The organism is Mesorhizobium sp. B264B1B, from assembly GCF_020165765.1.
Taxonomy (GTDB): domain Bacteria; phylum Pseudomonadota; class Alphaproteobacteria; order Rhizobiales; family Rhizobiaceae; genus Mesorhizobium.
Genome location: NZ_JAIUIS010000003.1, coordinates 200387 through 222258, shown reverse-complemented (window position 1 = coordinate 222258; position 21872 = coordinate 200387). Strand labels below are relative to the sequence as shown.

Here is a 21872-nt window from a genome sequence, read left to right as displayed (position 1 = left end):
GCCCCAACGGCGATTTTGGGTTTGTTGCTGCACGCACGGGCGCTGTGTATTCAGAAAGCTCGGGAAGAGAGCGTGATTCGCGTGGGCAGGCGTCGATCGATCGCGCGGCCATGATTTATGGGATTTTTGCAGGGATTTTCGCCGATGTCCGATCTTTTCACCCTTTCCGCACCCGATCTGGCGGCACTTTTGTGCAGCCGGGTCTGCCACGACATCATCTCGCCTGTTGGCGCGATCAACAACGGGCTTGAACTGCTCGATGAAGGCGGCGCCGACGAGGACGCCATGAAGCTGATCCGCCAGAGCGCCCGCAACGCCTCGGCGCGCCTGCAGTTCGCCCGCATTGCCTTCGGCGCGGCTGGTTCCGCCGGCATGCAGATCGACACCGGCGATGCCGAAGCCGTCGCTATCGCCTTCCTCAAGAACGAGAAGCCGGAACTCATCTGGAATGGAACCCGTGCACTGTTGCCCAAGAACAAGGTCAAGCTGCTGCTCAACCTGATCCTGGTCGCCAACGCCGCCATTCCACGCGGCGGCAAGCTTTCGGTGACGCTGGAGAATCTCGAGACCGAGCCTCGCTTCGCGCTTTCGGCGAGCGGCCCCATGTTGCGGGTGCCGCCGAAATTCCTCGAACTGCATTCCGGCCACAAGCCGGAAGAACCGATCGACGCGCATTCGGTGCAGCCTTACTATACGCTGCTTCTGGCGCGGGAGGCCAACATGACGATATCGATCCATGCGACCGCGGAAGAGATCGTGCTTTCGGCGGCCTGAGATCCGCACAAACCAGCAGCAAAGTATTTCAGTTCTGTAATATTGATTGAATGGACCTACCGGCGGAAGATCAACTTCGCCTGACAGCGCAGGCCAAAGCATCTGCAAAGAAAAGCTTGCCAACTGGCATATTTGCAAAAATTTTACCTAATGGCTTTTCGGCTTCTTTACCAGATCGGCCTATGCTGTGCCGCAGATACCCCGACGCGACCGGATTGCCACAAGGCAAAGAGGACCCGGAAATGAAACGCTGCATGTTCGTCGACGATTCTAGCGTCATCAGGAAAGTTGCGAAGCGCATCCTGGGCGGTTCCGACATGATGGTCATCGAAGCCGCCAGCGGGCTTGACGCGCTGGAGATGTGCGCCGCCGATATGCCTGATATCATCGTCGTCGACGGTGCACTGCCGGATGTACAGGCGGTCGACCTGATCCGGCGCGTGCGCGCCATGGAAAGCCCGACCAAGCCGCAGATCCTGATCTCGCTGGTCGAACTGGACATCGCCTCGATCATGCGAGCCAAACGCGCCGGCGCCCAAGGCTATCTGTTGAAGCCGTTCAACCGCCCGCAGCTACTCGAGCGCTTTCGCACCCTGAAGATCGCTGCCTGATCCGTCGGATCGCGGTTACCACCCGTCTATGACGCAAAAAACCCGGCTGCCGCCGGGTTTTTGTCTGGAATTTCGATCGGCCGTCGCTCAGGCGCTGACGCGGATGTCTTCAGGTTCGCGCAGCACATAGCCGCGGCCCCAGACCGTCTCGATATAATTCTGGCCGCCGGACGCAGCATCGAGCTTCTTGCGCAGCTTGCAGATGAAGACGTCGATGATCTTCAGTTCCGGCTCGTCCATGCCGCCATAGAGGTGGTTGAGGAACATTTCCTTGGTGAGCGTGGTGCCCTTGCGCAGCGAGAGCAGCTCCAGCATCTGGTATTCCTTGCCGGTAAGGTGCACGCGCTGGCCGCCGACTTCGACCGTCTTGGCATCGAGATTGACCACCAGGTCGCCGGTGGTGATGACCGATTGGGCATGTCCCTTCGAACGGCGCACGATGGCGTGGATGCGCGCCACCAGCTCGTCCTTGTGGAACGGCTTGGTCATGTAATCGTCTGCGCCGAAGCCGAGGCCGCGCACCTTGTCCTCGATGCCGGCCATGCCGGAAAGGATGAGGATCGGCGTCTTCACCTTGGAAAGACGAAGCGTTCTCAAGACCTCATAGCCGGACATATCGGGCAGGTTGAGGTCGAGAAGGATGATGTCATAGTCGTAGAGCTTGCCCAGATCGACACCCTCTTCGCCGAGGTCGGTCGTATAGACATTAAAGCTTTCCGATTTCAGCATCAGCTCGATGCTTTGTGCGGTTGCACTGTCATCTTCTATCAGCAGAACACGCATTTCATTCCCCTTTTCTGCTGCCGGACCATCTTGCGACCCATCCGGGACCGGAGCAGTGATTGCTTGGTGCAGAGGCTGCCATGGAATGGTTAACAAAACCTAATTCCGCGTCGATGACGGTACCAGATTTTTTAACCACTTTCTACACCCTCTTGAATTTAATACCGAATCACAGGACCAAACCGCTAATGCAACACATTAAAAACCTGGACTAAGTGACTCCAGGGACTCATCGACATCGCTTCCATGTCGCCAGCCGGATTTTTACCCGGCCTTAAGTCCTGACCCGTATGATTAACAATGCCCGTAAACGAATGGTTACCGTCGGCAAAAAACTTTAGGGTTTTGTTTCCCATAGTGCGGGGAAAGCCGGTGGACACGGGCAGCGCTTGGGCCTTTCCAAGTGGTTTGGACGATATGTGCAGGTGTGCGTTTCCGGGAGTACCGAATCATGAAGTCACGTGAAAACCTCGTTCGGCTGAAACAGTTTCAGGTGAATGAGAAGCGGCGGCAGCTGCTGCAGCTCGACATGATGATCGCCGAATTCGAACGCATGGCCGCCGAGCTGGAGCTTCAGATCAGCGCCGAGGAAAAGAAGGCCGGTATCACCGACATCAATCATTTCGCCTATCCGACCTTCGCCAAGGCGGCCCGTTTGCGCCGCGACAACCTCAGAAATTCGCAAGGCGACCTCGCCCAGCAGCGAAGCGCCGCCGAATCATTACTCGGCGAAGCTGAAGCGGAGCTTTCCAAGGCGGAAATGCTCGAATCGCGCGACACCAAGATTCGCGAGGCCGAAACTGGCGGTCGTAGCGCGATGATCGGCTGAACCGCCCGATATCCGCGTCTTTGAGCACGTCCAAGCGGGCGCGCAACGCATTGGGCGAGCGCTAAACGGCCCACTCCCCTTCATTCACGGCCGCAGCCCGCGCCCGGGCCTCCTTGATGTCGGGAACGTGTTGTTCCGACCAGGATCTGATCTGGTTGAGCAATCCCGCCAGATTCTGGCCAAGTTCGGTCAATTCATATTCGACCCGAGGCGGGACGACCGCAAACACCTCGCGCCGCACCAGGCCGTCGCGCTCGAGCACGCGCAACGTCTGCGTCAGCATCTTCGGCGTGACGCCTTCGAGCTTGCGGGCAAGCTCGCCATTGCGCTGCCGGCCTTGGCGCAGCGCACAAACAACCAGGTAAACCCACTTGCTGGCCAGCGTCTCCAGCACCGTGTGTGAGGGACAGGTCCGCCGGAATGCATCATAGCCGAAGGGGGAGTCGAGATCACTATCCATACGGTGCCTATATATCAAAAAGGTACATACTAGACAAGAGACCATTACTCTCCAAATTATAGTGGGACCGGTCAATCAGGAGAAATCTTATGCGTGCCATTATCCAGAATTCCGTCGGCGGACCCGATGTCCTTGTCATCGCCGAGCGCCCGGCGCCCTCGCCCAACGCCGGCGAAGTGCTGGTCCGCATCAAGGCGGCCGGCATCAATCCGGTCGATGGCGCCGTGCGCGCCGGCTATTACCCGCTGCTCGGCGAACCACCCTTCATCCTCGGCTGGGACCTTTCGGGAACCGTCGAGGCACTGGGGCCTGGTGTCAGCGGCCTGAAACCAGGTGACGCGGTGTTCGGCATGCCGCGCTTCCCAAAGCAGGCGGCAGCCTATGCCGAACTGGCCGCGGTGCCCGCCGATGAAATCGCGCGCAAGCCCGCGCACGCCGATTACGTCCAGGCAGGCGCATTGCCGCTGGCCGGCCTCACCGCCTGGCAAGGCCTCGTGCGTCATGGCGCGATGAAAGCCGGCCAGCGCGTGCTGGTCCACGCCGGGGCCGGCGGCGTCGGCCATCTGGCGGTGCAGGTCGCCAAGGCGGGCGGCGCCTGGGTTGCCGCCACCGTCAGCACGGAAAAATTGGATTTCGTCCACAAGCTCGGCGCCGACGAGGTCATCGACTACACCAAGGATGATTTTACCGACAAGGCGAAGGACATCGACCTGGTGCTCGAGACGGTGGGCGGCGAGCACGCCCATCAATCGTTGAAGGTGCTCAGGGACGGCGGCGTGCTGGTGTCACTGCTCGACGTCAGCGACAAGACCAGGGCGGATGCCAAGGCGCGAAGCATCCGCGTCGAACGCATGTCCGTTGTTCCCGACCGCGAAGGCCTGCTGGAACTTGGCAGGCTCGTCGATGCGGGAAAGCTTACCGTGCATGTGGCAAAGACCTTCCCGCTAGAACAGGCCGGCGCCGCGCACGCTTTCCTCGCCAGCAAGCCGGTCGGCAAGGTGGTGCTGACGGTCTGAAACGGACGCAAATTCTGTCAAAAAAGCCAAAAGGGCGTGAACTTCGCGCCCTTTTGCAGATTCTTGAGCGTCAGTGCCGGTATTGCTGGATGCGCGTCGTGCGCAGCCCGGCCAGGCCGTATTCGTCGATCGAGGCCTGCCAGGACAGGAACTCCTCGGTGGTCAGCTTGTAGCGTTGGCATGCCTCCTCGAGGCTCAAAAGCCCGCCGCGCACCGCTGCAACCACTTCCGCCTTGCGCCGGATAACCCAGCGACGTGTATTCGTCGGCGGCAGATCGGCAATTGTGAGAGGGCTGCCGTCAGGCCCGATAACATATTTGACTCGCGGTCTAACCAGATCGGTCATCGTACTCTCTACAAAAAACTCAAAGACCCAATCCCCACCACGTTACCGCCACAGCTTTAAAAATTGCCTAAGCAGACCCTAACAGCTAGGTAATGATCATGAACGCCGCGTTAGTCTTTTCGCATACATTTGAAATATCTGCCGGGAAGTTCCGGATTCGCTCGAAAAATCTGCGCGGTCACCGGGCCGGCAGTTGCCCGCCGATCGGTCCCGCAAGCTGGCGCAGCCGCCAAGCTTGACCTATATTCGCGTCATTGGCATGCAAGCGCCGCGCAGAACGAAAGAACCATGAACAGCCTCGATCTCCCCGGACGTCCCGAAAACACCCGTATCGTCGTCGCCATGTCGGGCGGCGTCGATTCGTCCGTCGTCGCGGGTCTCTTGAAGCGCGAGGGTTATGATGTCGTCGGCGTCACCTTGCAGCTTTACGATCATGGCGCCGCGACGCACCGGGCCGGGTCCTGCTGTGCCGGGCAGGATATCGATGACGCCCGCCGCGTTTCCGAGACGCTCGGCATTCCGCATTATGTGCTCGACTACGAAGAGCGCTTCCGCAAGGCGGTCATCGATCCCTTCGCTGAGAGCTATGTCGCCGGCGAGACGCCGATCCCTTGCGTTTCCTGCAACCAGACGGTGAAGTTCGCTGATCTGCTGGCCACCGCCAAGGATCTCGGCGCCGACGCGCTGGCCACGGGCCACTACATTCGCTCCGGCGCCAATGGCGCCCATCGCGCGCTCTATAGGCCGGTCGACGCCGATCGCGACCAGAGCTATTTCCTCTTCGCCACCACGCAGGCGCAGATCGATTATCTGCGCTTTCCGCTCGGCGGCCTGCCGAAGCCGCAGGTTCGCGCCATTGCCGAGGAGATGGGCCTGACGGTAGCCGCCAAGCAGGACAGCCAGGACATCTGCTTCGTGCCCCAGGGCAAATATTCCGACATCATTGCCAAGCTGAAGCCGACGGCCGCCAATCCGGGTGACATCGTCCATATCGACGGCCGGGTGCTCGGCCGCCATGAAGGCATTCTGCGCTACACCATCGGCCAGCGCCGCGGCATCGGCGTGGCCTCCGGCGAGCCGCTCTATGTCGTCCATCTCGACGCCGAGCGCGCCCGTGTCGTGGTCGGGCCGCGCGAGGCGCTGGAGACGCACAAGATCTACCTGCGCAACATGAACTGGCTTGGTGACGGCGCGCTGGCCGACATGCCCGCGGGCGGGCTGGAACTGTTCGCCAAGGTCCGCTCGACCAGGCCGCCACGCCCGGCGATGCTGCGTCACGAGGCGGGCGTCACATCGGTCGAATTGGCCGATGGCGAGTCCGGTATCGCGCCTGGACAGGCTTGCGTGCTCTATTCCGACGACGGCAACGAGGCCCGCGTGTTCGGCGGCGGCTTCATCGAACGCTCCGAGCGCGGCGCCGAGGCCGAGGCGATGTTGAGCCGACTTGCCGCGTCACCGGCGCAGGTTCCCGCCGAGTAGGCAACGATCTCTCCGCCGCGACGCGGCCCGATCTTCTTCAGGGATTGGATTTGGTGTGCGTGACCGTACCCGCGGTCAGGATGCGCAGCACCCGGATTGCCTCCTCGCCGCTGGTGCGCGGTTCGGCCCGCGTTTCGATGCAATGGATGAAGTGCTCGAGTTCGCGCGTCAGCGGCATGCCTTGGCCAACCGCGACATAGGAGGGCTCATTGGTGGTGAACGCCCATTGGCCGCTGTCCTGCCAGACCGCGTGGCGATAGACGGCGAGCTTGCGCTCCCATGGTTCGACATCGTCGAAGACAGCCATCGCCTTGGTGCCGACCACGGTCAGCCGCCGTTCGCGGTAAGGGTTCAGCCGCGAGGCGAAGAGATGGCTGCGCAAACCGTTGGGAAAGCGCATGTGCAGATGCGCGAAGTCGCTGAGATTGTCGAGCAGCGCCGCCCCTTCGCCGCGCACCTCGATCGGTTCGGTGCCGGTGATGGCCAGGATCATCGACAGGTCATGCGGCGCCAGGTCCCATAGCGCATCGTTCTCGGTGTGGAATTTGCCGAGGCCGAGCCGGTGCGAATGGATGTAGCGGACCTCGCCGAGCTCGCCCTTGTCGATGAGCGCCTTCAGCGTCTCGAACGCGGGATGGAAGCGCAAGACGTGGCCGACCATGAAGACGCGGCCCTTGTCCTTCGCCGCCTGCACCGAGCGCTCGGCATCGGCAACCGTCAACGCGATCGGCTTCTCCACCAGCACGTCCTTGCCGCTTTCGGTGGCGCGCACCGCCATCTCGGCATGAAATTGCGGCGGCAGCGCCATGACGATGGCGTCGATGTCATTGCGGACGAACAACTGGTCCGGTTCGATCGCGAGGCAGTCCTGTTCGCTGGCAAAGCCTTCGGCGCGGGCACGGTTGGCGTCGGAGACCGCGTGCAGCGTGCCGAGCGCCTTGAGGGTGCGGATGTGGTTGGAGCCCCAGTATCCGCAACCGAGGACTGCAATGCGCGGCTTCATCTGTTCTCAAACTCTAAAAACTCGTGGCCGAGACATAGCGACGTGCCTCTTCGAACTCAACCCCGGCGGCTGCAACCAATTATCGGCGCGGCAAAGCTTTTCGGCAGCGAGAATAAGCGCCCCTGCCGAGCGGTTCGAAGCTTGACAGGCTCACCCTCCCAACCTTATATCCGCGCGACCTTGGCGAACGCCTCGAAATGCCTTGCGATTTAAGGCGGATTTCGGGCCTTTCGCCGCCCTGGCGGGGTAGCTCAGTTGGTTAGAGCACGGGAATCATAATCCTGGGGTCGGGGGTTCAAGTCCCTCTCCCGCTACCACCTCTCACCTGTACGGCCCGGAGACATAGGTAACAGACTGTACCTAAGACATGGGTGACAACCTCGCGCTGAACGGGTTGGACAGGCCCACGCTGATGCGGGTCGCGTGGGGAGGAACGTCTACACCTCTTCCGTCTCGAGCACGAATGTCCCAGCGGGGATGCGGTTGGTGATCATGGCGCGGATGCCGGCATCGATGGCGGGGTCAGTTTCGTCGAATAGGCCGCAGGCCTGCAGCGCCTTGCGCTGGTCGACGGAGCGGCCGAGATATTCCAGAAGCACGACCGAGGCCGCTGGTCTCCGCCCTCGTAAAAGGGGCATGCCCGTCTGGATGCCGACCAGATAGGCGACGCTCGTCTGGTAGCTCGGATAGAGGATCACCTGGGTGATGCTGGTCTTGAGCAGGGTTTCGGATTCGAGCGCGAATATGCGATCGCCGAGCAGCAGCAGGGCGGCCGAATATTTCGAGGTCTTCACGCCATATTTGCCGAAATGGACGAGCCTTTCCATGCATTTCCAGAAATAGCGGCCTTCCTTTTCATAGATCACGACCAGGCATTTGATGATCTTGCCGGCATAGCCGAACGAGTAGAAATAGCGGAAATAGTAGCCGACATAGCGCCCGAGATCGCCGGAACGCTGATAGAGCTGCTCCATATGCACCAGCATGTCCGACGGCGCGTGGACGCCGAGCGGGCGGCGGCGCAGGCCGACGATCTCGGCAAAGCGCTGCTGGTCCATCAAAAGCTCGCCTTCGCTCACGCCGAAGAAATCGCAGATCTTGCGCATGTTGCGGCGGGACGGCCAGGTCTGGCCGCTCAGATATTTGTTGAACTGCTGGCGGTTGATCTGCAGGCGCCGGCACACGGCGGCGATAGACGGATAATAGCTGCACAGGAAGGCGAGGTTCTGGGGAAGCGGTTCGGTCTGCATGACCTAATGCATACTGACGCCAGAACAGTGTCAAGTCGCGAAGGGTCGCGAAATTGTGCGGCACCGCCGATTTGCCCAAAGTGGCGCTCTCCAACAGAGGCCTCGTCATGCGCACAGTGTCCAACTTCCCCCATCCGATCCGCTCGGTCGACCATTTCGAGATTCCGATGCCGGACGGTTGCCGGCTTGCGGCGCGCATGTGGCTCCCCGAGGGTGCCGAACAAAAGCCGGTGCCGGCTATCCTGGAATACATCCCCTATCGCAAGAACGATCTGACCGCCGCGCGTGATGTCGTCATGCACCCCTACGTGGCCGGCCACGGCTACGCAGTGGTGCGCGTCGACCTGCGCGGAACCGGCGATTCCGAAGGGCTGATGCTCGACGAGTACCTTCAGCAGGAGCTGGACGACGGCTGCTCGGTCATCGAATGGCTGGCCTCCCAGCCCTGGTGCGACGGCAACGTCGGCATGATCGGCATCTCCTGGGGCGGCTTCAACGGATTGCAGATCGCGGCCATGCGGCCGCCTGCGCTGAAGGCGGTGATCAGTTGCGCCTCGACCGACGACCGCTACGCCGACGATGTCCACCACATGGGTGGCACGCTGCTCATCGACAATCTCTCCTGGGCGGCGATCATGTTCGGGCGCAACACGCTGCCGCCCGACCCACGCAACAAGCCGCACAATTGGCGCGCTTTGTGGCACAGTCGATTGAAGGAAAGCGGGCTATGGCTGAAGAACTGGCTGGAGCACCAGCACCGCGACAAGTTCTGGAAACACGGTTCGGTCTGCGAGGATTTCGGCGCGATCACCTGCCCGGTCTACGCCGTCAGCGGCTGGGCCGATGGTTATTGCCGCTCGGTCTTCCGCCTGATGGAAAAGCTGCAGGGCCCGCGCAAGGGGCTGGTCGGGCCATGGGCGCACACTTATCCCCATATCGGCAAGCCTGGTCCTGCCATCGGCTTTCTGCAGGAATGCGTCCGCTGGTGGGATCAATGGCTGAAGGGCCGTGACACCGGCATCATGGACGAGCCGATGCTGCGCCTGTTCATGCAGGATAGCGCCCCGCCGCAAACTTCCTACGAGACGCGCGCCGGACGCTGGGTCACGGAGCCGGCATGGCCATCGCCGAATATCGAGCGGCAGTCCTTCTTCCTTTCCGGCAATGGGCGCCTGTCCCTGCGCCGGGCAGACGATGCGGCCGGAACGCAGACGGTCCGCTCGCCCTTGTCGGTTGGCCTGCGCGGCGGCAAATGGTGCTCCTATGCCGTGCCCGGCGACCAGCCGGCTGACCAGCGCGGCGACGATGCCGGCAGTCTGGTCTATGAGACGCAAGAGCTGGCGCACGATGTTGAGATCGCCGGCGATGCAATGCTCGATCTTGTCTTCGAAAGCGACAGGCCCGTCGCCATGGTGGCCGTCCGTCTTTCGGATGTCGCCCCCGATGGCGCGACGACGCGCGTCAGCTACGGCCTTTTGAACCTGACGCATCGCGATAGCCATGAGAGGCCCGAACCGCTCGAACCGGCAAGGCGCTACCGCACCTCTGTCCCCTTCAAGCACGTAGCACAGCGCTTCAGCGCGGGGCATCGCATACGCCTTGCCATCTCGACAAATTACTTCCCGATCGCTTGGCCTTCGCCCGAGCCGGTCACGCTCACCGTCCATCCGACGGATTGCCGCCTTGAACTTCCGGTCCGCGTCGGAGGCGCCGGAGATCCGGAGCCGGCACCTTTTGCCGAACCCGAAGGGGCGTCGCCCTTAGGGGTGGAGACGATCTCGAAGCCGCAAAAGGATTGGGCGATCACGGAGAATCTGGCAGACGCTTCGACTGTCGTTGAGATCGGCGAAGGCGCCGGCACCTATCGCATCGTCGACAACGATCTAACCATCACCTCGCTCGGCCGCGAACGCTATTCCTTCCGCGGCAATGATTTCGGGTCGGCCAGGGCCGAGGCGAAATGGGAGTTCGAATTTTCGCGCGCTGATTGGCGCATGCGTTCTGTGACCGAAACGACCATGACCGCGACGCCATCGCACTTCCACGTCGAGGCGCATCTCGAGGCATGGGAAGGCAACGAGCTTGTCCACGAACAGAAATGGACCGAGGCGATAGAGCGCCGCCTGCTGTGACATTCGCGAACTGACGCTAATCTCGCTCACATCTGCGTCGGCAGCGAAATTGACCGGCTTGCCGGCTGAATTGAAGAATGCGCCGTCCGAACTCGCGGCCCCATCAGGCGGCGCGGCACCAAAAAGGAGGGATCCCGGCAATCGTCGGGAAACCCGCTCAGTTGAAAGGGGAACGAAACCGTGAATGGAATGAAATTGAATCGCAGGCATTTCCTGCAGGCAGGCGCCGGCCTCGGCGCGGGGATCATCGCCTCCGGCCTGCCCTTGTCGCAGGCCGTATGGGCGGCCGAAGGCAAGGTACTCAAGGCCCGCGCCTATTCCGATATCGACAAGCTCGATCCTGGCTTCTACCAGAACGCGTACAATGTCGACGTCATGAACTGCATCTACACCAAGCTTACGCGCTATAAACCGGGTTCGGAGTGGGGCTGGGAACTCGAGGCCGCCGAATCCGTCGAGCAGATCGATCCGACGCACATCCGCTTCCGCCTGAAGAAGGGCATCAATTTCACTGGCGGATTTGGCGAAATGACCGCCGAGGACGTGAAGTTCTCGTTCGAGCGCGTCATCCAGCACAATTCTCCGGTCAAGGGCGACTGGGGTCCGCTCGACCGCATCGAGATCGAGGACGACCATACTGGCGTGATCGTGCTCAAGACGCCTTTCGTGCCGCTCTGGAACATCACTCTTCCCTATGGTTGCGGCCACATCGTCTCGAAAAAAGCGGTGACGAAGGCAGTTGCCGACGGCGGCGATTTCGGCATGAAGCCGCCCTGCTATTCAGGTCCCTACGTGTTGTCGGACTGGAAGCCGAACCAGCTCGTCCTGTTGACCCGAAATCCCGAATGGAAAGGCCCTAGGCCGGGCTTCGACGAAATTCATATCCTGCCCATGAGCGATATCAAGACCGCCGAGCGCGCCTATCAGGCAGGCGACATCGACTTCACCGATTTCAGCCTCGATTCGCTGGCCACGTTGAAGGACAGCCCGCCCGAAAACACCAAGATCGAAGAAAAGCCTTCGCTCTACTATGTCTATATCGGCATGAACTCGGACCATCCGAAGCTGAAGGACGTCAATGTCCGCAAGGCGATTCAATGGGCCATCAATGTGCCGCAGATCATGGACGCGGCCTATTCAGGCCAGGCCCAGGTCGCGACCGGCCTTATCGCTCCAGGCTTGGTGGGACACCGGGAAAAAGCGCTGATACCGCCGGAGGGCGATCTCGAAAAGGCGAAGCAGTATCTTGAGAAGGCCGGCATCACCGAACTCAGCCTCACCATCGACGCGCTCAACGTGACCACCTTCTCCACGATCGCGGAAATGGTCCAGGCGCAGCTGTCGCAGATCGGCATCACGGTCGAGGTCAATGTTCAGGATTCCGGTTCGTTCTGGACCATCGGCATGGAATCGGAAGGCGAACGTTGGAAGGACATGCAGCTGATCGTGCAGCGTTTCTCGATGGTGCCGGATCCCTATTACGCCACCACCTTTTTCGTGCGCGACCAGGTCGGTGTGTGGAACTGGGAGCGCTTCCGCAGCGAGCGCTTCGACGAGCTCAACGCCAAGGCGGTAACCGTCGAAGACCCGCAGGAACGGGCCAAGATGTATTATGAGATGCAGGACATCATGGAAGATTCCGGCTCCTACCGGTTCCTCACCCATGAAGGCTCGCCGATCATGTACCGAACGACGCAACTCGAGGCCGAGACGCGCCCAGACGGGCGGCCACTCTATCTCGGCTTTGAGCCGAAATCGGCCTAGGGCATTCTAGGAAAAGTGCGTAGCGGTTTTCCGTCCGGAATTGCGAAAAAACAAAGGGTTAGAGCGGGTCGGCGATTCTATCAAACGCTGAACCGCTCTGACGCGGTCGCTGGGACAGGCTGAGTCAAAACATGTGGTTATATCTTGGCAAGCGTATCGTGCTGGCGGCGGCAATTGTCGTCGTTGCCGTCACGCTGCTGTTCCTGATGATCCAGGCCGTTCCCGGCGATCCCGCCGCGGTCCTGCTCGGACCGCGTGCGACGCCGGAACTGAAGGCGCAATTGCACGAGGAAATGGGCCTCGACAAGCCGCTGCCCGTGCAGATCGTCTCATTCTTCGGGGGGCTGCTGCACGGTAATCTCGGCACCGATGTCTTTACCCAGCGCCCTGTCGCGGCCATCGTTTTCGAGCAATTGCCTTACACGATCGAACTCATCCTGGTTTCGATCGCCTGGGCCGTTATCGTCGGCGTGCCGCTCGGCTGCTATTCGGCGCTGCGCCGCAACTCCGTGATCGACAAGGTCGTGGGTGTATTCGCGGTCGGAACCATCGCCATCCCGTCCTTCGTCATGGCGATCTATGCGCTGTTGATCTTCTCGGTCGGCCTGCGCTGGCTGCCGGCCATCGGCGCCGGCTCAGGCTTCCGCGACGGGTTCGTCCATCTCATCCTTCCAGCCTTCGTCGTCGGTATCGGCTGGGTGGGCTACATCTCGCGCATCGTGCGCGCCTCCATGCTGGAGATTCTTGGCGAGAACCACATTCGCATGGCGCGCTCCTTCGGCCTTTCGGAGCGGCGCATCGTGGCGCGCTACGCGCTGCCGCTCGCGATCGTGCCGACAGTGACGATCATCGGCGTCGGCATGGCGCACCTGCTCTCGGCGGCGGTTTTCGTCGAGGTGGTCTTCGCCCGGCCCGGCATCGGCGCGCTGATCGTCAAGGCGGTGGACTCGCGCAACTATCCGATCGTCATGGGCACGGTCCTCGTCACCACCGTTCTGTTCGTCATCTCCACGACGCTCGCCGACCTCGTCAACGCGGCGCTCGATCCAAGAATCCGCGAGAATTTGTAGCGTGTCCGAAGTTCAACTCATTCGCGAGGCGGTCGATGAACGCCGCGGGCCGGGCGCGGCCACCATGTTCCTGCGGCAATTGCGCAAGTCTCCGCTCGGCATGATGGGCGCCGTGCTGGTGGTGCTGATGGTGGCGACTGCGGTCTTCGCCACCTGGATCGTGCCTCACGATCCGATCAAGATCATGGTTGGGCCCCGGCTGGCGCCGCCCTCTTTGCATTTTCTTCTCGGCACCGATCAGTTGGGACGCGATGTCTTCTCGCGGGTCGTCATGGGCGGAAGGATCGCGCTGCTCGTCGCCTTCGTCTCGTTGGGCGCCTCGCTCAGCGCAGGGCTTGTGCTCGGCCTCATCGCCGCCTTCGGTCCGCGCTGGCTGGACAATCTGCTGCTGCTGGTCTTCGACACGATCCGCTCCTTTCCGGTTATCATCTTCGCCTTGGCAGTGGTGACGCTGCTCGGGCCGAGCCTTGCCAGCGTCATCTTCGTCGTCGCGATCACGTCCGTGCCGATCTATGCGCGCGTGGTGCGCACGCAGGCCCACGCACTGCGCGAGAGCGAGTTCATCACTGCGGAGCGCGCCATGGGCGCCGGCATCGTGCGCATCCTTGCCGTGCACGTGCTACCCAATGTGATCGGGCCGCTGCTGATCCTGGTCAGCATGGATGTTCCGCTGGTCATCACGCTGGAGGCCGGCATGAGCTTCCTAGGCATGGGTGTCCGTCCGCCGACGCCGGACTGGGGAACCATCCTCAGTGACGGCTATGGCTATATCCACAAGACGGTGTGGCTGGTGATCGCCGGCGGCATCCCGATCGTCATAACCACGCTGGGCTTCACTTTCCTCGGCGAGGCGCTGCGCGACATTTTCGACCCCAAGCTTCGGAAAGACCTATGAACACCGGCGCTCAGGCAAGACATTCTCCAAACCGCGACCCGCTTCTGGCGATCCGCGGTCTGTCTCTCGATTTCGGCACGCCGCGCGGTCGCGCCCATGCACTGCGCGATATCCATATCGACGTGCCGGCGGGCGAAGTGGTCGGCATCGTCGGCGAAAGCGGTTCGGGCAAATCGACGCTCGCCTATGCCGTGATGGGGCTGCTGGCGGAAAATGCCGAGATGGTGAACGGCGCCATCCTGTTCGAGGGGCGCGACCTGCTCGGCATGGCTCCGGCGGAGCGGCGCGGCTTGCTCGGCAACCGCATGTCGATGATCTTCCAGGATCCGATGACGGCGTTGAACCCTGTGCGCAGCATCGAAAGCCAGATGATCGATATCCAGCATCACGAGGGCGGCTCGCACCGGACCAAGCGCCAGCGCGCCCTGGGTATGCTTCATCGGGTCGGCATTCCGGACCCGGAGAGCCGCATCGGCGGCTATCCGCACGAGTTTTCCGGCGGAATGCGCCAGCGTATCTGCATCGCCATGGCGCTGCTGGTGAAGCCGGCGCTGCTCATCGCGGACGAACCGACCACAGCGCTCGACGCGACGCTGGAGGTGCAGATCATCCATCTGTTGAAAGAGCTGCAAAAGGAGATCGGCTGCTCGATCCTGTTCGTCTCTCACCACCTCGGCGCTGTCGCCGAGCTCTGCGACCGGGTGGCGGTCATGTATGCGGGCGAGGTGGTCGAATACGGCACCGTGCGCGACATCTTCCGCCGACCGGGGCATCCCTATACGCGCGCGCTGCTCGAATGTGATCCCGGACGCATCCGGCAACGCACCCGCCAGTTGCCGACGATCCCAGGCGAGGTGCCGAGCCTCCTCGGTACCCAGGCGGGTTGCATCTTCCGTCGGCGCTGCCCGCAAGCCTTTACCCGGTGCGTGGATGACAGTCCTGTCCCGTGCGCTATCGGCGCAACGCACACCGCACGTTGCCATCGTCTCTACGACACGCTGGTGGCGCCGGTATGAGCCCCCTGCTTTCTGTCGAGGATCTTCGCGTACGCTTCCGCACCATGGGCGCGCTGAAGGCGCTCGCCAGCGGCGTTAAGAACCCGTTCGTGGACGCCGTCTGCGGCGTTTCCTTCGAGATCCGCAAGGGCGAAACGCTCGGCCTCGTCGGTGAAAGCGGTTCGGGAAAATCCACCATCGCCCGCGCCATCATGGGCCTGCGGCCGCCAACGGGCGGCACGATACGCTTCGATGGTCAGGTGCTGAACGGCCTCGCCCCGACGGAGCGCAAGCCGCATCTTCGGCGCATGGCGATGATGTTCCAGGATCCGGTCGGATCGCTGTCGCCGCGACTCACTGTACGCTCACTGCTGATGGAGCCTTTCCGCATTCACGGCGTTACCGGCCGCGACCCCGCCGCCGAAGCGGAACGCCTGCTCAACATGGTCGGCCTGCCCGCCGATTTCGGGCGGCGATATCCACACCAGCTTTCCGGAGGCCAAGCGCGCCGCGTCGGCGTGGCGCGGGCCCTTGCATTGCAACCCGATCTTATCATCGCCGACGAGCCGACCGCGGGACTGGACGTGTCCGTTCAGGGTGAAGTCCTCAATCTGCTTGGACGTTTGCAGGGCGAACTCGGCATCGCCATTCTCATCATCACGCATAATCTCAATGTCGTGCGCCACATGACCGATCGCATGGCGATCATGTATCTCGGCCGCTTCATCGAGGTCGGCTCGACTGAGCGGATATTCGCGCAGCCGCGCCACCCCTATACGGAGGCGCTGCTGTCGGCCAATCCGGAACCCGACCCGGACGCCGTGCTCGACAGGGTCGAGCTCAGCGGCGAGGTGCCGAGCCTGATGACGCGCCCAACGGGCTGCGAGTTTCACACCCGCTGCCGCTATGCGCAGGGCATCTGCAAAAGCGTCTTCCCGTCCCGGGCAGCCGACCGGGAAGATCCCCGCCATGTCTTCAATTGCCACTTCCCGCTATCGGAACGTGCGCTCGCCGGAGCCACCAATGTCTCGTGAAATCCTCGATGTTCCTCTTGCCAACGGCACGCCGGGCAGCCAACACAGCGTGCGCATTATCCGGTATGGTGCCGCCGACGCGCGCCCGAAAGCCTACATACATGCCGCGCTGCATGCCGACGAAGCGCCCGGCCTGCTGGTGTTACACCATCTGGTCGAGCAGCTTGACGCCGCCGACGCGCGCGGCGAAATCCGGGGCCAGATCGTCGTCGTTCCCTACGCCAACCCGCTCGGCCTGGCGCAGTTCGTCAATGGCGATCATCTGGGGCGTTACGATCTGGCCAGCGGCCGGAATTTCAACCGCAAATGGCCTGATGTCGCCGGCGAATTGACCATCCGACTTGCCGATCGGCTCGGAAGCAGCGCCGACGACAACACGGTGCTCATCCGCAGCACGATTCGCGAAATTCTCGACGAACGCGGCGCAGGGCAGCCTGTCGATTCCCTTTACACCGCCTTGGCACGCGAGGCTTTCGATTCCGATCTTGTGCTGGATCTGCACTGCGACGACGAAGGGCTGATGCATCTGTTCGTGCGGCCCGAGATCTCGGCCGAATTGTCCGACCTTGCGCGGGAACTCGGTTGCCGGGCGGTGTTCTCACAGGGTTCGTCGGGCGGCTCAACCTTCGCCGAAGCAAGCGTCGAGCCCTGGATCAGGCTTGCGGCTGCCCTTCCCGATAAGGTGATCCCGATCGGCTGCCTCGCCGCGACGGTGGAACTGCGCGGCTTCATCGACATCAGTGATGAGATGGCGTCGGCTGACGCTTCCGCCTTGCTCAACGTGCTTCGCCGCCGCGGCTACGTCGCGGGGCAAGCGGGCCTGCCGCCCGCCGCGCTTTGCGAGATCACCGGCTTCGATGCGTGCGATGTGGTTCGCACGCCCGCTTTCGGTGTCATCGTCTACCGCGCCGAACTGGGTGAACGCGTCACTTGTGGACAGCCGATCGCGGACATCATCGTGCCTTCTTCGCTGGGCCGCGAGGCGCGCGTGACGGTACGGGCGCGCACCGACGGGCTCGTGGTGACACGAAGGCTGAAGAAACTCGTCGCCGCCAATCAGGTCATTGCCAAGGTGGTGGGCCAAAAGCCCCTCGCCCACCGGACAGGCTATCTGCTGGAGGATTAGACCAATCAGCAGGCACTTCTTGACCGCAGATCGATGATGGCGAAAGGAAGTCCGTTCGATCTGATCCGTCCCGGGCTCTAGGCCAGGGGCCGACCGCCGTCGACCGGAATGATAACGCCGGTCACGAAACGGAGATGGGTCGCAGCCGCCAAAACCGCCTCGGCGACGTCGTCGGGCGTCCCCAGCCGTCCCAGCGGCGTCCGGCTTGCCTGTTCGTCCCGCCAGGATTCGTCACGGCCCTTGATGAAGTCGGTGTCGACGACGCCGGGCGAGACCGACACGACCCTGATTCTCGGGGCCAGGGCACGCGCCAGCGACTTGGTCAGATTATCGACAGCGGCTTTCGACGCACAATAGGCGACGTTGCTTCCCATGGCGGTGACCCCTGCGATCGACGAGATGTTGACAACAACCCCGCTGCCGGTGCGATCGAGCAGCGGCCGCATGGCCCGCGTCGCAGCAATCACACCGCGCACGTTGACGCGGAAGATGCGGTCGATCAATTCATCGTCCAGGCTGTCGAGATCCGGATGTGGCACGAAGCGGGTTGTCCCGGCGCAATTGACCAGGACATCCAGCCGGCCAAAGCTTTTCTCGATCTGACCAGCGAGGCGCGCGAGGCAATCGCTGTCCGTCACGGTCGCCTCGGCGACGAAGTGATCGCCGTACGCCAATGACGAAACCAGATCGTCGGCCGCCTGCCGCGAACGGTTGTAGCCGATGACAACCGAAGCCCCTTCCGCAGCAAGCCTGGATACGATCCGCGCGCCGATGCCGCCGGTTGCTCCAGTGACCAGGGCAACCTTGCCTGTGAGTGTGGCTGTCATGGCCGTCTCCTGAGTGTCAAACCCCGGTGCTTCGCTTATGGGCGGCCAGCGCCATTAGATTGCGGTCGCGCCAGGCGCTGCGTTCGGCGAGTTGGGATGCTGACAACTTTTCGCGGCGCGCTTCCTCGGCCTTGGCAACCAGCCCTTCCGACCAGGGGGCCGGATCGCGCCTGGCGAGGGCGATCGAATGGTAGAGCGGTCCCAGACGTCTCGCGTAGTCCGCGATCCCGCCGGGCGCATTCAGATCGATCGTCTCGAAAGGCCCCATGAAGGACCACCGGTAGCCGAGCCCATGCGATACCGTAAGGTCGATATCGGCGGTACTTGCCACGCCCTCCTCGAGCAGGGCCCAGGCTTCGTTCAGCAATGCCCCCTGAAGCCGGTTGAGGACGAACCCTTCGACTTCCTTGCGCACGATCACGGCAGCCTGCCCTACGGCCTCCATCTGCACCCGCAGCCACGCAACGGCCTCCGCGTCGGTCCAGGGCGCCGGGACCAGTTCCACCAACGGGATCAAATGCGGTGGATTGACGGGATGAGCGACGAGAAAACGCCGGCGGTTGGCACAGGACCCGGTGAAGGCCGAGGCCGGAATGCCGGAGCTGGAGCTGCCTACGACCGCGTCGGGCCGCATCGCCCGGTCAATCTCCAGACAGACCGCCTCCTTGATGTCGCGCACTTCCAGCACCGACTCCTGGATGTAGTCGGCATCCGCTACCGCACCCTCCAGCGTATCGACAACGTTCAGCCGCCGCATGACTGCATCGACGGCATCTACCAGCCCGGCCCCTTGCATATCGGCAAGGCTGGCCCGGATCTTGTCGAGCACCGCGGCGCGGATGTCGGCGCTGCCGTCATAGATGGTCACATCATGGCCGGCCCGGGCGAAGACGATCGCCCAGCCACGGCCGACCAGTCCGGCACCGACAATGGCGACTTTGCGGATTGCATCCATCATTGCACCCGCGACGTCTCGCCGTCCGCGAGGCAAATTTCGGTGATCCGCAGGCCATCCTGAGTGATGCGGGATGGGAACCGGTCCTTCAACCGCTCTTCGTGGATGGGAATAACCCGCCGTGCCTCGTGGCCCACCTGCTTCATCATCTCCTCGGTAGCGAGAACGAGATTGGTCTGGCTGCCGACCGCAAGCCCCACCGGAACGTAGAGCGTCTCGATATCGACGGCAGCTCCCGAGCCCTCGATGTTGTCGAAGACGTAGACCAGATCGCCAGCCAGCACCCAGGTGTCGTCCTTGCCGTTGCGCACGGTGACCCACATCGACCCGTAGGTATGGCTGTCAAAAGCGGCATGGAGATCGATGTCGGGCAGGACGTCCTGTTTCGATCCGTCGATCGTTACCAACCGCTTCTGACGGGCCAGATCGACGCCGCGCACGATGTCGCCGGGGTCGACGGCTACGTTCATCCAGCGCATGCGGTCCGGCAGCGACATCGCCCAGACCCACTTCGCGATCTCCCTCTCCTGGATGTAGAAGGTCGCATTCGGGAAGTCCTCGACATTGCCGAAATGGTCGAAATGCGCGTGCGTGACGAAAACTGTGTCGACGTTCTTGGGCGAGAGGCCGATTTCGCCAAGAACGGCGTCGGGCGAGTGCCAGTTCTCGACGCCAAATTTGTCGGCGAGATGCTTGCCGTAGTCCTTGTTGTTGTAGCCGACATCGACCATGGCAACGCGACCGTTGCCCTTGATCAGCGCGTAGCAGTAGGGAAGCTTGACGTAACCCTGGTTGTGGGCGCCGTAGAGCACGCCGCTCTTGTGGTAGTTGCTGACGTAGCTGTACTCAAGCACCCAGATCGAATATTGGCTCATTGCTTCCTCCCTGTTGTCGCCAACGCTGCGCACAGCTGCAGCAGGCGTGATTGAAATCGACCGGCGTCATACCGGCCCGCGGTTCCGACGCCGCCTGCAGCCCGGCGTAGGCGCGTTTGATCCTCTCCCCGGCCCGGTCGAGCTCCTGCTGCCAGTCGCGCCGCAGTCGGGCCGAACCGAAATCGTCCAGGACCTCGCCCAGCGTTGCATGAGCGGCCCCCAGACGCGCGCAATGGCTTTCGAGCCCATGCGGCGCGTGCAAGGCGCCCAGCCGCTGCTCCACCTCCGTCCACCGTTCGCGGGCCACCGGAATGTCAGGCAGATCGAGCACGTCGCGGCGTCCGCCGGCCTGAGCCAGGACCAGCAGGCCAGCGAGTTGGCCGATCAGCCGGCGCAGGCCTTCGTAGACGGGGCGGGTTGCCACGACGTAGCGGACGATGGCTTCGTCGGCCAACGCGGCATCGTTCACGGTGGCGACGGGTTCCTCGCTTCCGGCGACGGAGACATGGGGCGCCGCGACGACCTCGCAGTCATAGCGGTGGACGCTTACCGCCCGCTCGAAGAAGCGCTTTCCCGGGATATCAGCCATGGTGCCTTTTTCGCGTCGTCGCGCGCTCGATCACCGCGCCGGGCGGGATTAGTTGAACGATCGGCTCCCGGCCCGAATTCGTGCTCAATTCCTTCGCCAGGCTGACCGTGGCCTCGAGCATCTGGTCAATGGGCTGCCGGACGGTCGTCAGCCCGTGCGAAGGCCAGTGGGCCATCTCGATATCGTCGAAGCCGACGATCGAAATGTCGTCCGGCACGCCGAGCGCCAGCTCTCGCCGCACGCCGTCGAGAAAGCCGATGGCGAGAATGTCGTTGGCGCAGAAGACACCGTCGGGAACCTCTTTCACGTCACGCAGCTTGCGCGCCGCTTCGTAGCCGGCGTGATAGCTGAACTGGCCTGCCTCGATAACTATCGGCGCGGCGAGGCCACGCTCGACGGCGCGTTCGCTGAAGCCCCTGTGGCGTGCGACATTGGTGGAGGCATCGGGCAAGGCGGCGATGTAGGCCAGGCGCTGGTGGCCGGTATCGACGAGATAGTCGGCGATGCTGCGGCCGCCGAGTATATTGTCGCAGGAAATGCCGAACGCGTGGTCGTCGGCCGAGAGTCGGTTGAAAAAGATCACCGGAGTGCCGGCCCTACGGCATTCCTGCGCGGCCGCCGAAGACAGGGTGGCCGCCAGGATGATGGCAAGATCTGGCTGGTAGTTGAGCAGCAGGCGTAGCGCCTGGTCGACGTCTCCCGACTGGTCGGCGGCGACGAGCATCACGTTCATGTCGATGGCACGAAGGGCGGTGGTCAGCCGCGTCAGCACTTCCGGATAGAACGGGTTCTTGATGTCCGCGACGACGATACCCACGATACGCGTCTTCTTGGTGATGAGGCTGCGCGCGAAAGGGTTCGGCGAATAGCCGATCTCCCTCGCACGGTTCAGCACCAGGTCCCGCGTATTCTTGGCGATCACGGCATCGGCGTGAAAGGCCCTGGATACGGTCGAAACAGACATGCCGAGATCGCGCGCCAGATCCTTCACGGTCAGGCGGGGCTTGCTGTTCTTGTTGCGGGCGATGATCGACATGAAAACTCCGTTGGCGCGCTGGC

The 21872-nt window shown here is 62.5% G+C and carries 22 protein-coding genes and 1 tRNA gene; 13 read left to right on the top strand and 10 right to left on the bottom strand.

The window, feature by feature from the left end; translation table 11 throughout:
- The first annotated feature begins 144 nt into the window (after positions 1-144).
- Both chpT and LB547_RS07675 read left to right on the top strand, forming a co-directional pair.
- A complete protein-coding gene (gene chpT / locus LB547_RS07680; protein ID WP_140582215.1) occupies positions 145-774 on the top strand; it encodes a histidine phosphotransferase ChpT in 630 nt (209 codons plus the stop codon).
- Between the two features lie 242 nt (positions 775-1016).
- A complete protein-coding gene (locus LB547_RS07675; RefSeq protein ID WP_140496100.1) occupies positions 1017-1385 on the top strand; it encodes a response regulator in 369 nt (122 codons plus the stop codon).
- An 87-nt stretch (positions 1386-1472) separates the two neighbouring features.
- On the opposite strand, the gene ctrA is transcribed toward LB547_RS07675, so the two are convergent.
- A complete protein-coding gene (gene ctrA / locus LB547_RS07670) occupies positions 1473-2168 on the bottom strand; it encodes a response regulator transcription factor CtrA (RefSeq protein WP_006203583.1) in 696 nt (231 codons plus the stop codon).
- Between the two features lie 451 nt (positions 2169-2619).
- Here ctrA and LB547_RS07665 point away from each other — a divergent pair, with 451 nt between their 5' ends.
- Positions 2620-2997 (top strand): flagellar export protein FliJ, encoded by a 378-nt coding sequence (locus LB547_RS07665; RefSeq protein ID WP_140496101.1) that lies wholly within the window; start codon positions 2620-2622, stop codon positions 2995-2997.
- 61 nt (positions 2998-3058) lie between these two features.
- Here the strand turns inward: LB547_RS07665 and LB547_RS07660 are convergent, their stop codons facing one another.
- Entirely contained in the window at positions 3059-3457 is a 399-nt protein-coding gene (locus tag LB547_RS07660) for a winged helix-turn-helix transcriptional regulator (RefSeq protein ID WP_140556158.1), read from the bottom strand.
- 89 nt (positions 3458-3546) lie between these two features.
- Between LB547_RS07660 and LB547_RS07655 the strand changes: the two genes are divergently transcribed.
- Complete coding sequence (locus LB547_RS07655; protein WP_140657040.1) at positions 3547-4473, top strand: NADP-dependent oxidoreductase; 927 nt, start codon at positions 3547-3549, stop codon at positions 4471-4473.
- 70 nt (positions 4474-4543) lie between these two features.
- Here the strand turns inward: LB547_RS07655 and LB547_RS07650 are convergent, their stop codons facing one another.
- Complete coding sequence (locus LB547_RS07650) at positions 4544-4819, bottom strand: DUF1153 domain-containing protein (RefSeq protein ID WP_006203587.1); 276 nt, start codon at positions 4817-4819, stop codon at positions 4544-4546.
- 288 nt (positions 4820-5107) lie between these two features.
- Between LB547_RS07650 and mnmA the strand changes: the two genes are divergently transcribed.
- Positions 5108-6298, top strand: a complete 1191-nt coding sequence (gene mnmA, locus LB547_RS07645) for a tRNA 2-thiouridine(34) synthase MnmA (RefSeq protein WP_140496104.1) — start codon at positions 5108-5110, stop codon at positions 6296-6298.
- 37 nt (positions 6299-6335) lie between these two features.
- Here the strand turns inward: mnmA and LB547_RS07640 are convergent, their stop codons facing one another.
- Positions 6336-7301: a Gfo/Idh/MocA family protein gene (locus tag LB547_RS07640; protein ID WP_140582221.1), complete on the bottom strand. Its 966-nt coding sequence runs from the start codon at positions 7299-7301 to the stop codon at positions 6336-6338.
- Positions 7302-7541: 240 nt separating this feature from the next.
- Between LB547_RS07640 and LB547_RS07635 the strand changes: the two genes are divergently transcribed.
- Positions 7542-7618 (top strand) — tRNA-Met (locus LB547_RS07635).
- 120 nt (positions 7619-7738) lie between these two features.
- Here LB547_RS07635 and LB547_RS07630 read toward each other — a convergent pair.
- Positions 7739-8551 carry a helix-turn-helix domain-containing protein gene (locus tag LB547_RS07630; RefSeq protein ID WP_140582224.1) on the bottom strand — a complete coding sequence of 271 codons (813 nt, stop codon included), beginning with the start codon at positions 8549-8551 and terminating at the stop codon, positions 7739-7741.
- Between the two features lie 107 nt (positions 8552-8658).
- Here LB547_RS07630 and LB547_RS07625 point away from each other — a divergent pair, with 107 nt between their 5' ends.
- The 7 genes from LB547_RS07625 (at position 8659) to LB547_RS07595 (ending at position 17567) form a co-directional block, all read left to right on the top strand.
- Positions 8659-10683: a CocE/NonD family hydrolase gene (locus LB547_RS07625; protein WP_140760070.1), complete on the top strand. Its 2025-nt coding sequence runs from the start codon at positions 8659-8661 to the stop codon at positions 10681-10683.
- A gap of 189 nt (positions 10684-10872) precedes the next feature.
- Complete coding sequence (locus LB547_RS07620) at positions 10873-12447, top strand: ABC transporter substrate-binding protein (protein WP_140496108.1); 1575 nt, start codon at positions 10873-10875, stop codon at positions 12445-12447.
- 131 nt (positions 12448-12578) lie between these two features.
- Positions 12579-13517 carry an ABC transporter permease gene (locus LB547_RS07615; protein WP_140522202.1) on the top strand — a complete coding sequence of 313 codons (939 nt, stop codon included), beginning with the start codon at positions 12579-12581 and terminating at the stop codon, positions 13515-13517.
- Between the two features lies 1 nt (position 13518).
- Entirely contained in the window at positions 13519-14412 is an 894-nt protein-coding gene (locus tag LB547_RS07610) for an ABC transporter permease (RefSeq protein WP_224655834.1), read from the top strand.
- Positions 14409-15428: an ABC transporter ATP-binding protein gene (locus LB547_RS07605; protein WP_140760059.1), complete on the top strand. Its 1020-nt coding sequence runs from the start codon at positions 14409-14411 to the stop codon at positions 15426-15428. The genes LB547_RS07610 and LB547_RS07605 overlap by 4 nt, the downstream gene beginning before the upstream one ends.
- Positions 15425-16441: an ABC transporter ATP-binding protein gene (locus tag LB547_RS07600; RefSeq protein ID WP_140522206.1), complete on the top strand. Its 1017-nt coding sequence runs from the start codon at positions 15425-15427 to the stop codon at positions 16439-16441. The genes LB547_RS07605 and LB547_RS07600 overlap by 4 nt, the downstream gene beginning before the upstream one ends.
- On the top strand, positions 16431-17567 hold the full coding sequence (locus LB547_RS07595; protein WP_181168601.1) for a succinylglutamate desuccinylase/aspartoacylase family protein: 1137 nt from the start codon (positions 16431-16433) through the stop codon (positions 17565-17567). The genes LB547_RS07600 and LB547_RS07595 overlap by 11 nt, the downstream gene beginning before the upstream one ends.
- Positions 17568-17644: 77 nt before the next feature.
- Here LB547_RS07595 and LB547_RS07590 read toward each other — a convergent pair whose 3' ends face one another.
- Genes LB547_RS07590 through LB547_RS07570 form a run of 5 tightly spaced genes read right to left on the bottom strand, consistent with a single transcriptional unit; the run spans position 17645 to position 21849 of the window.
- Positions 17645-18394: an SDR family NAD(P)-dependent oxidoreductase gene (locus LB547_RS07590; RefSeq protein WP_140760045.1), complete on the bottom strand. Its 750-nt coding sequence runs from the start codon at positions 18392-18394 to the stop codon at positions 17645-17647.
- Positions 18395-18410: 16 nt separating this feature from the next.
- Positions 18411-19352: a 3-hydroxyacyl-CoA dehydrogenase gene (locus LB547_RS07585; protein WP_140760029.1), complete on the bottom strand. Its 942-nt coding sequence runs from the start codon at positions 19350-19352 to the stop codon at positions 18411-18413.
- Entirely contained in the window at positions 19349-20224 is an 876-nt protein-coding gene (locus LB547_RS07580) for an N-acyl homoserine lactonase family protein (protein WP_140760011.1), read from the bottom strand. The genes LB547_RS07585 and LB547_RS07580 overlap by 4 nt, the downstream gene beginning before the upstream one ends.
- Positions 20196-20813, bottom strand: coding sequence for a hypothetical protein (locus LB547_RS07575; RefSeq protein WP_140760008.1), 618 nt, complete (start codon positions 20811-20813; stop codon positions 20196-20198). The genes LB547_RS07580 and LB547_RS07575 overlap by 29 nt, the downstream gene beginning before the upstream one ends.
- The gene (locus LB547_RS07570; protein WP_140760003.1) at positions 20806-21849 is read right to left on the bottom strand and encodes a LacI family DNA-binding transcriptional regulator; all 1044 of its coding nucleotides are present in this window, start codon (positions 21847-21849) and stop codon (positions 20806-20808) included. Before LB547_RS07570 ends, LB547_RS07575 begins: the two co-directional genes overlap by 8 nt.
- Positions 21850-21872: the final 23 nt, after the last annotated feature.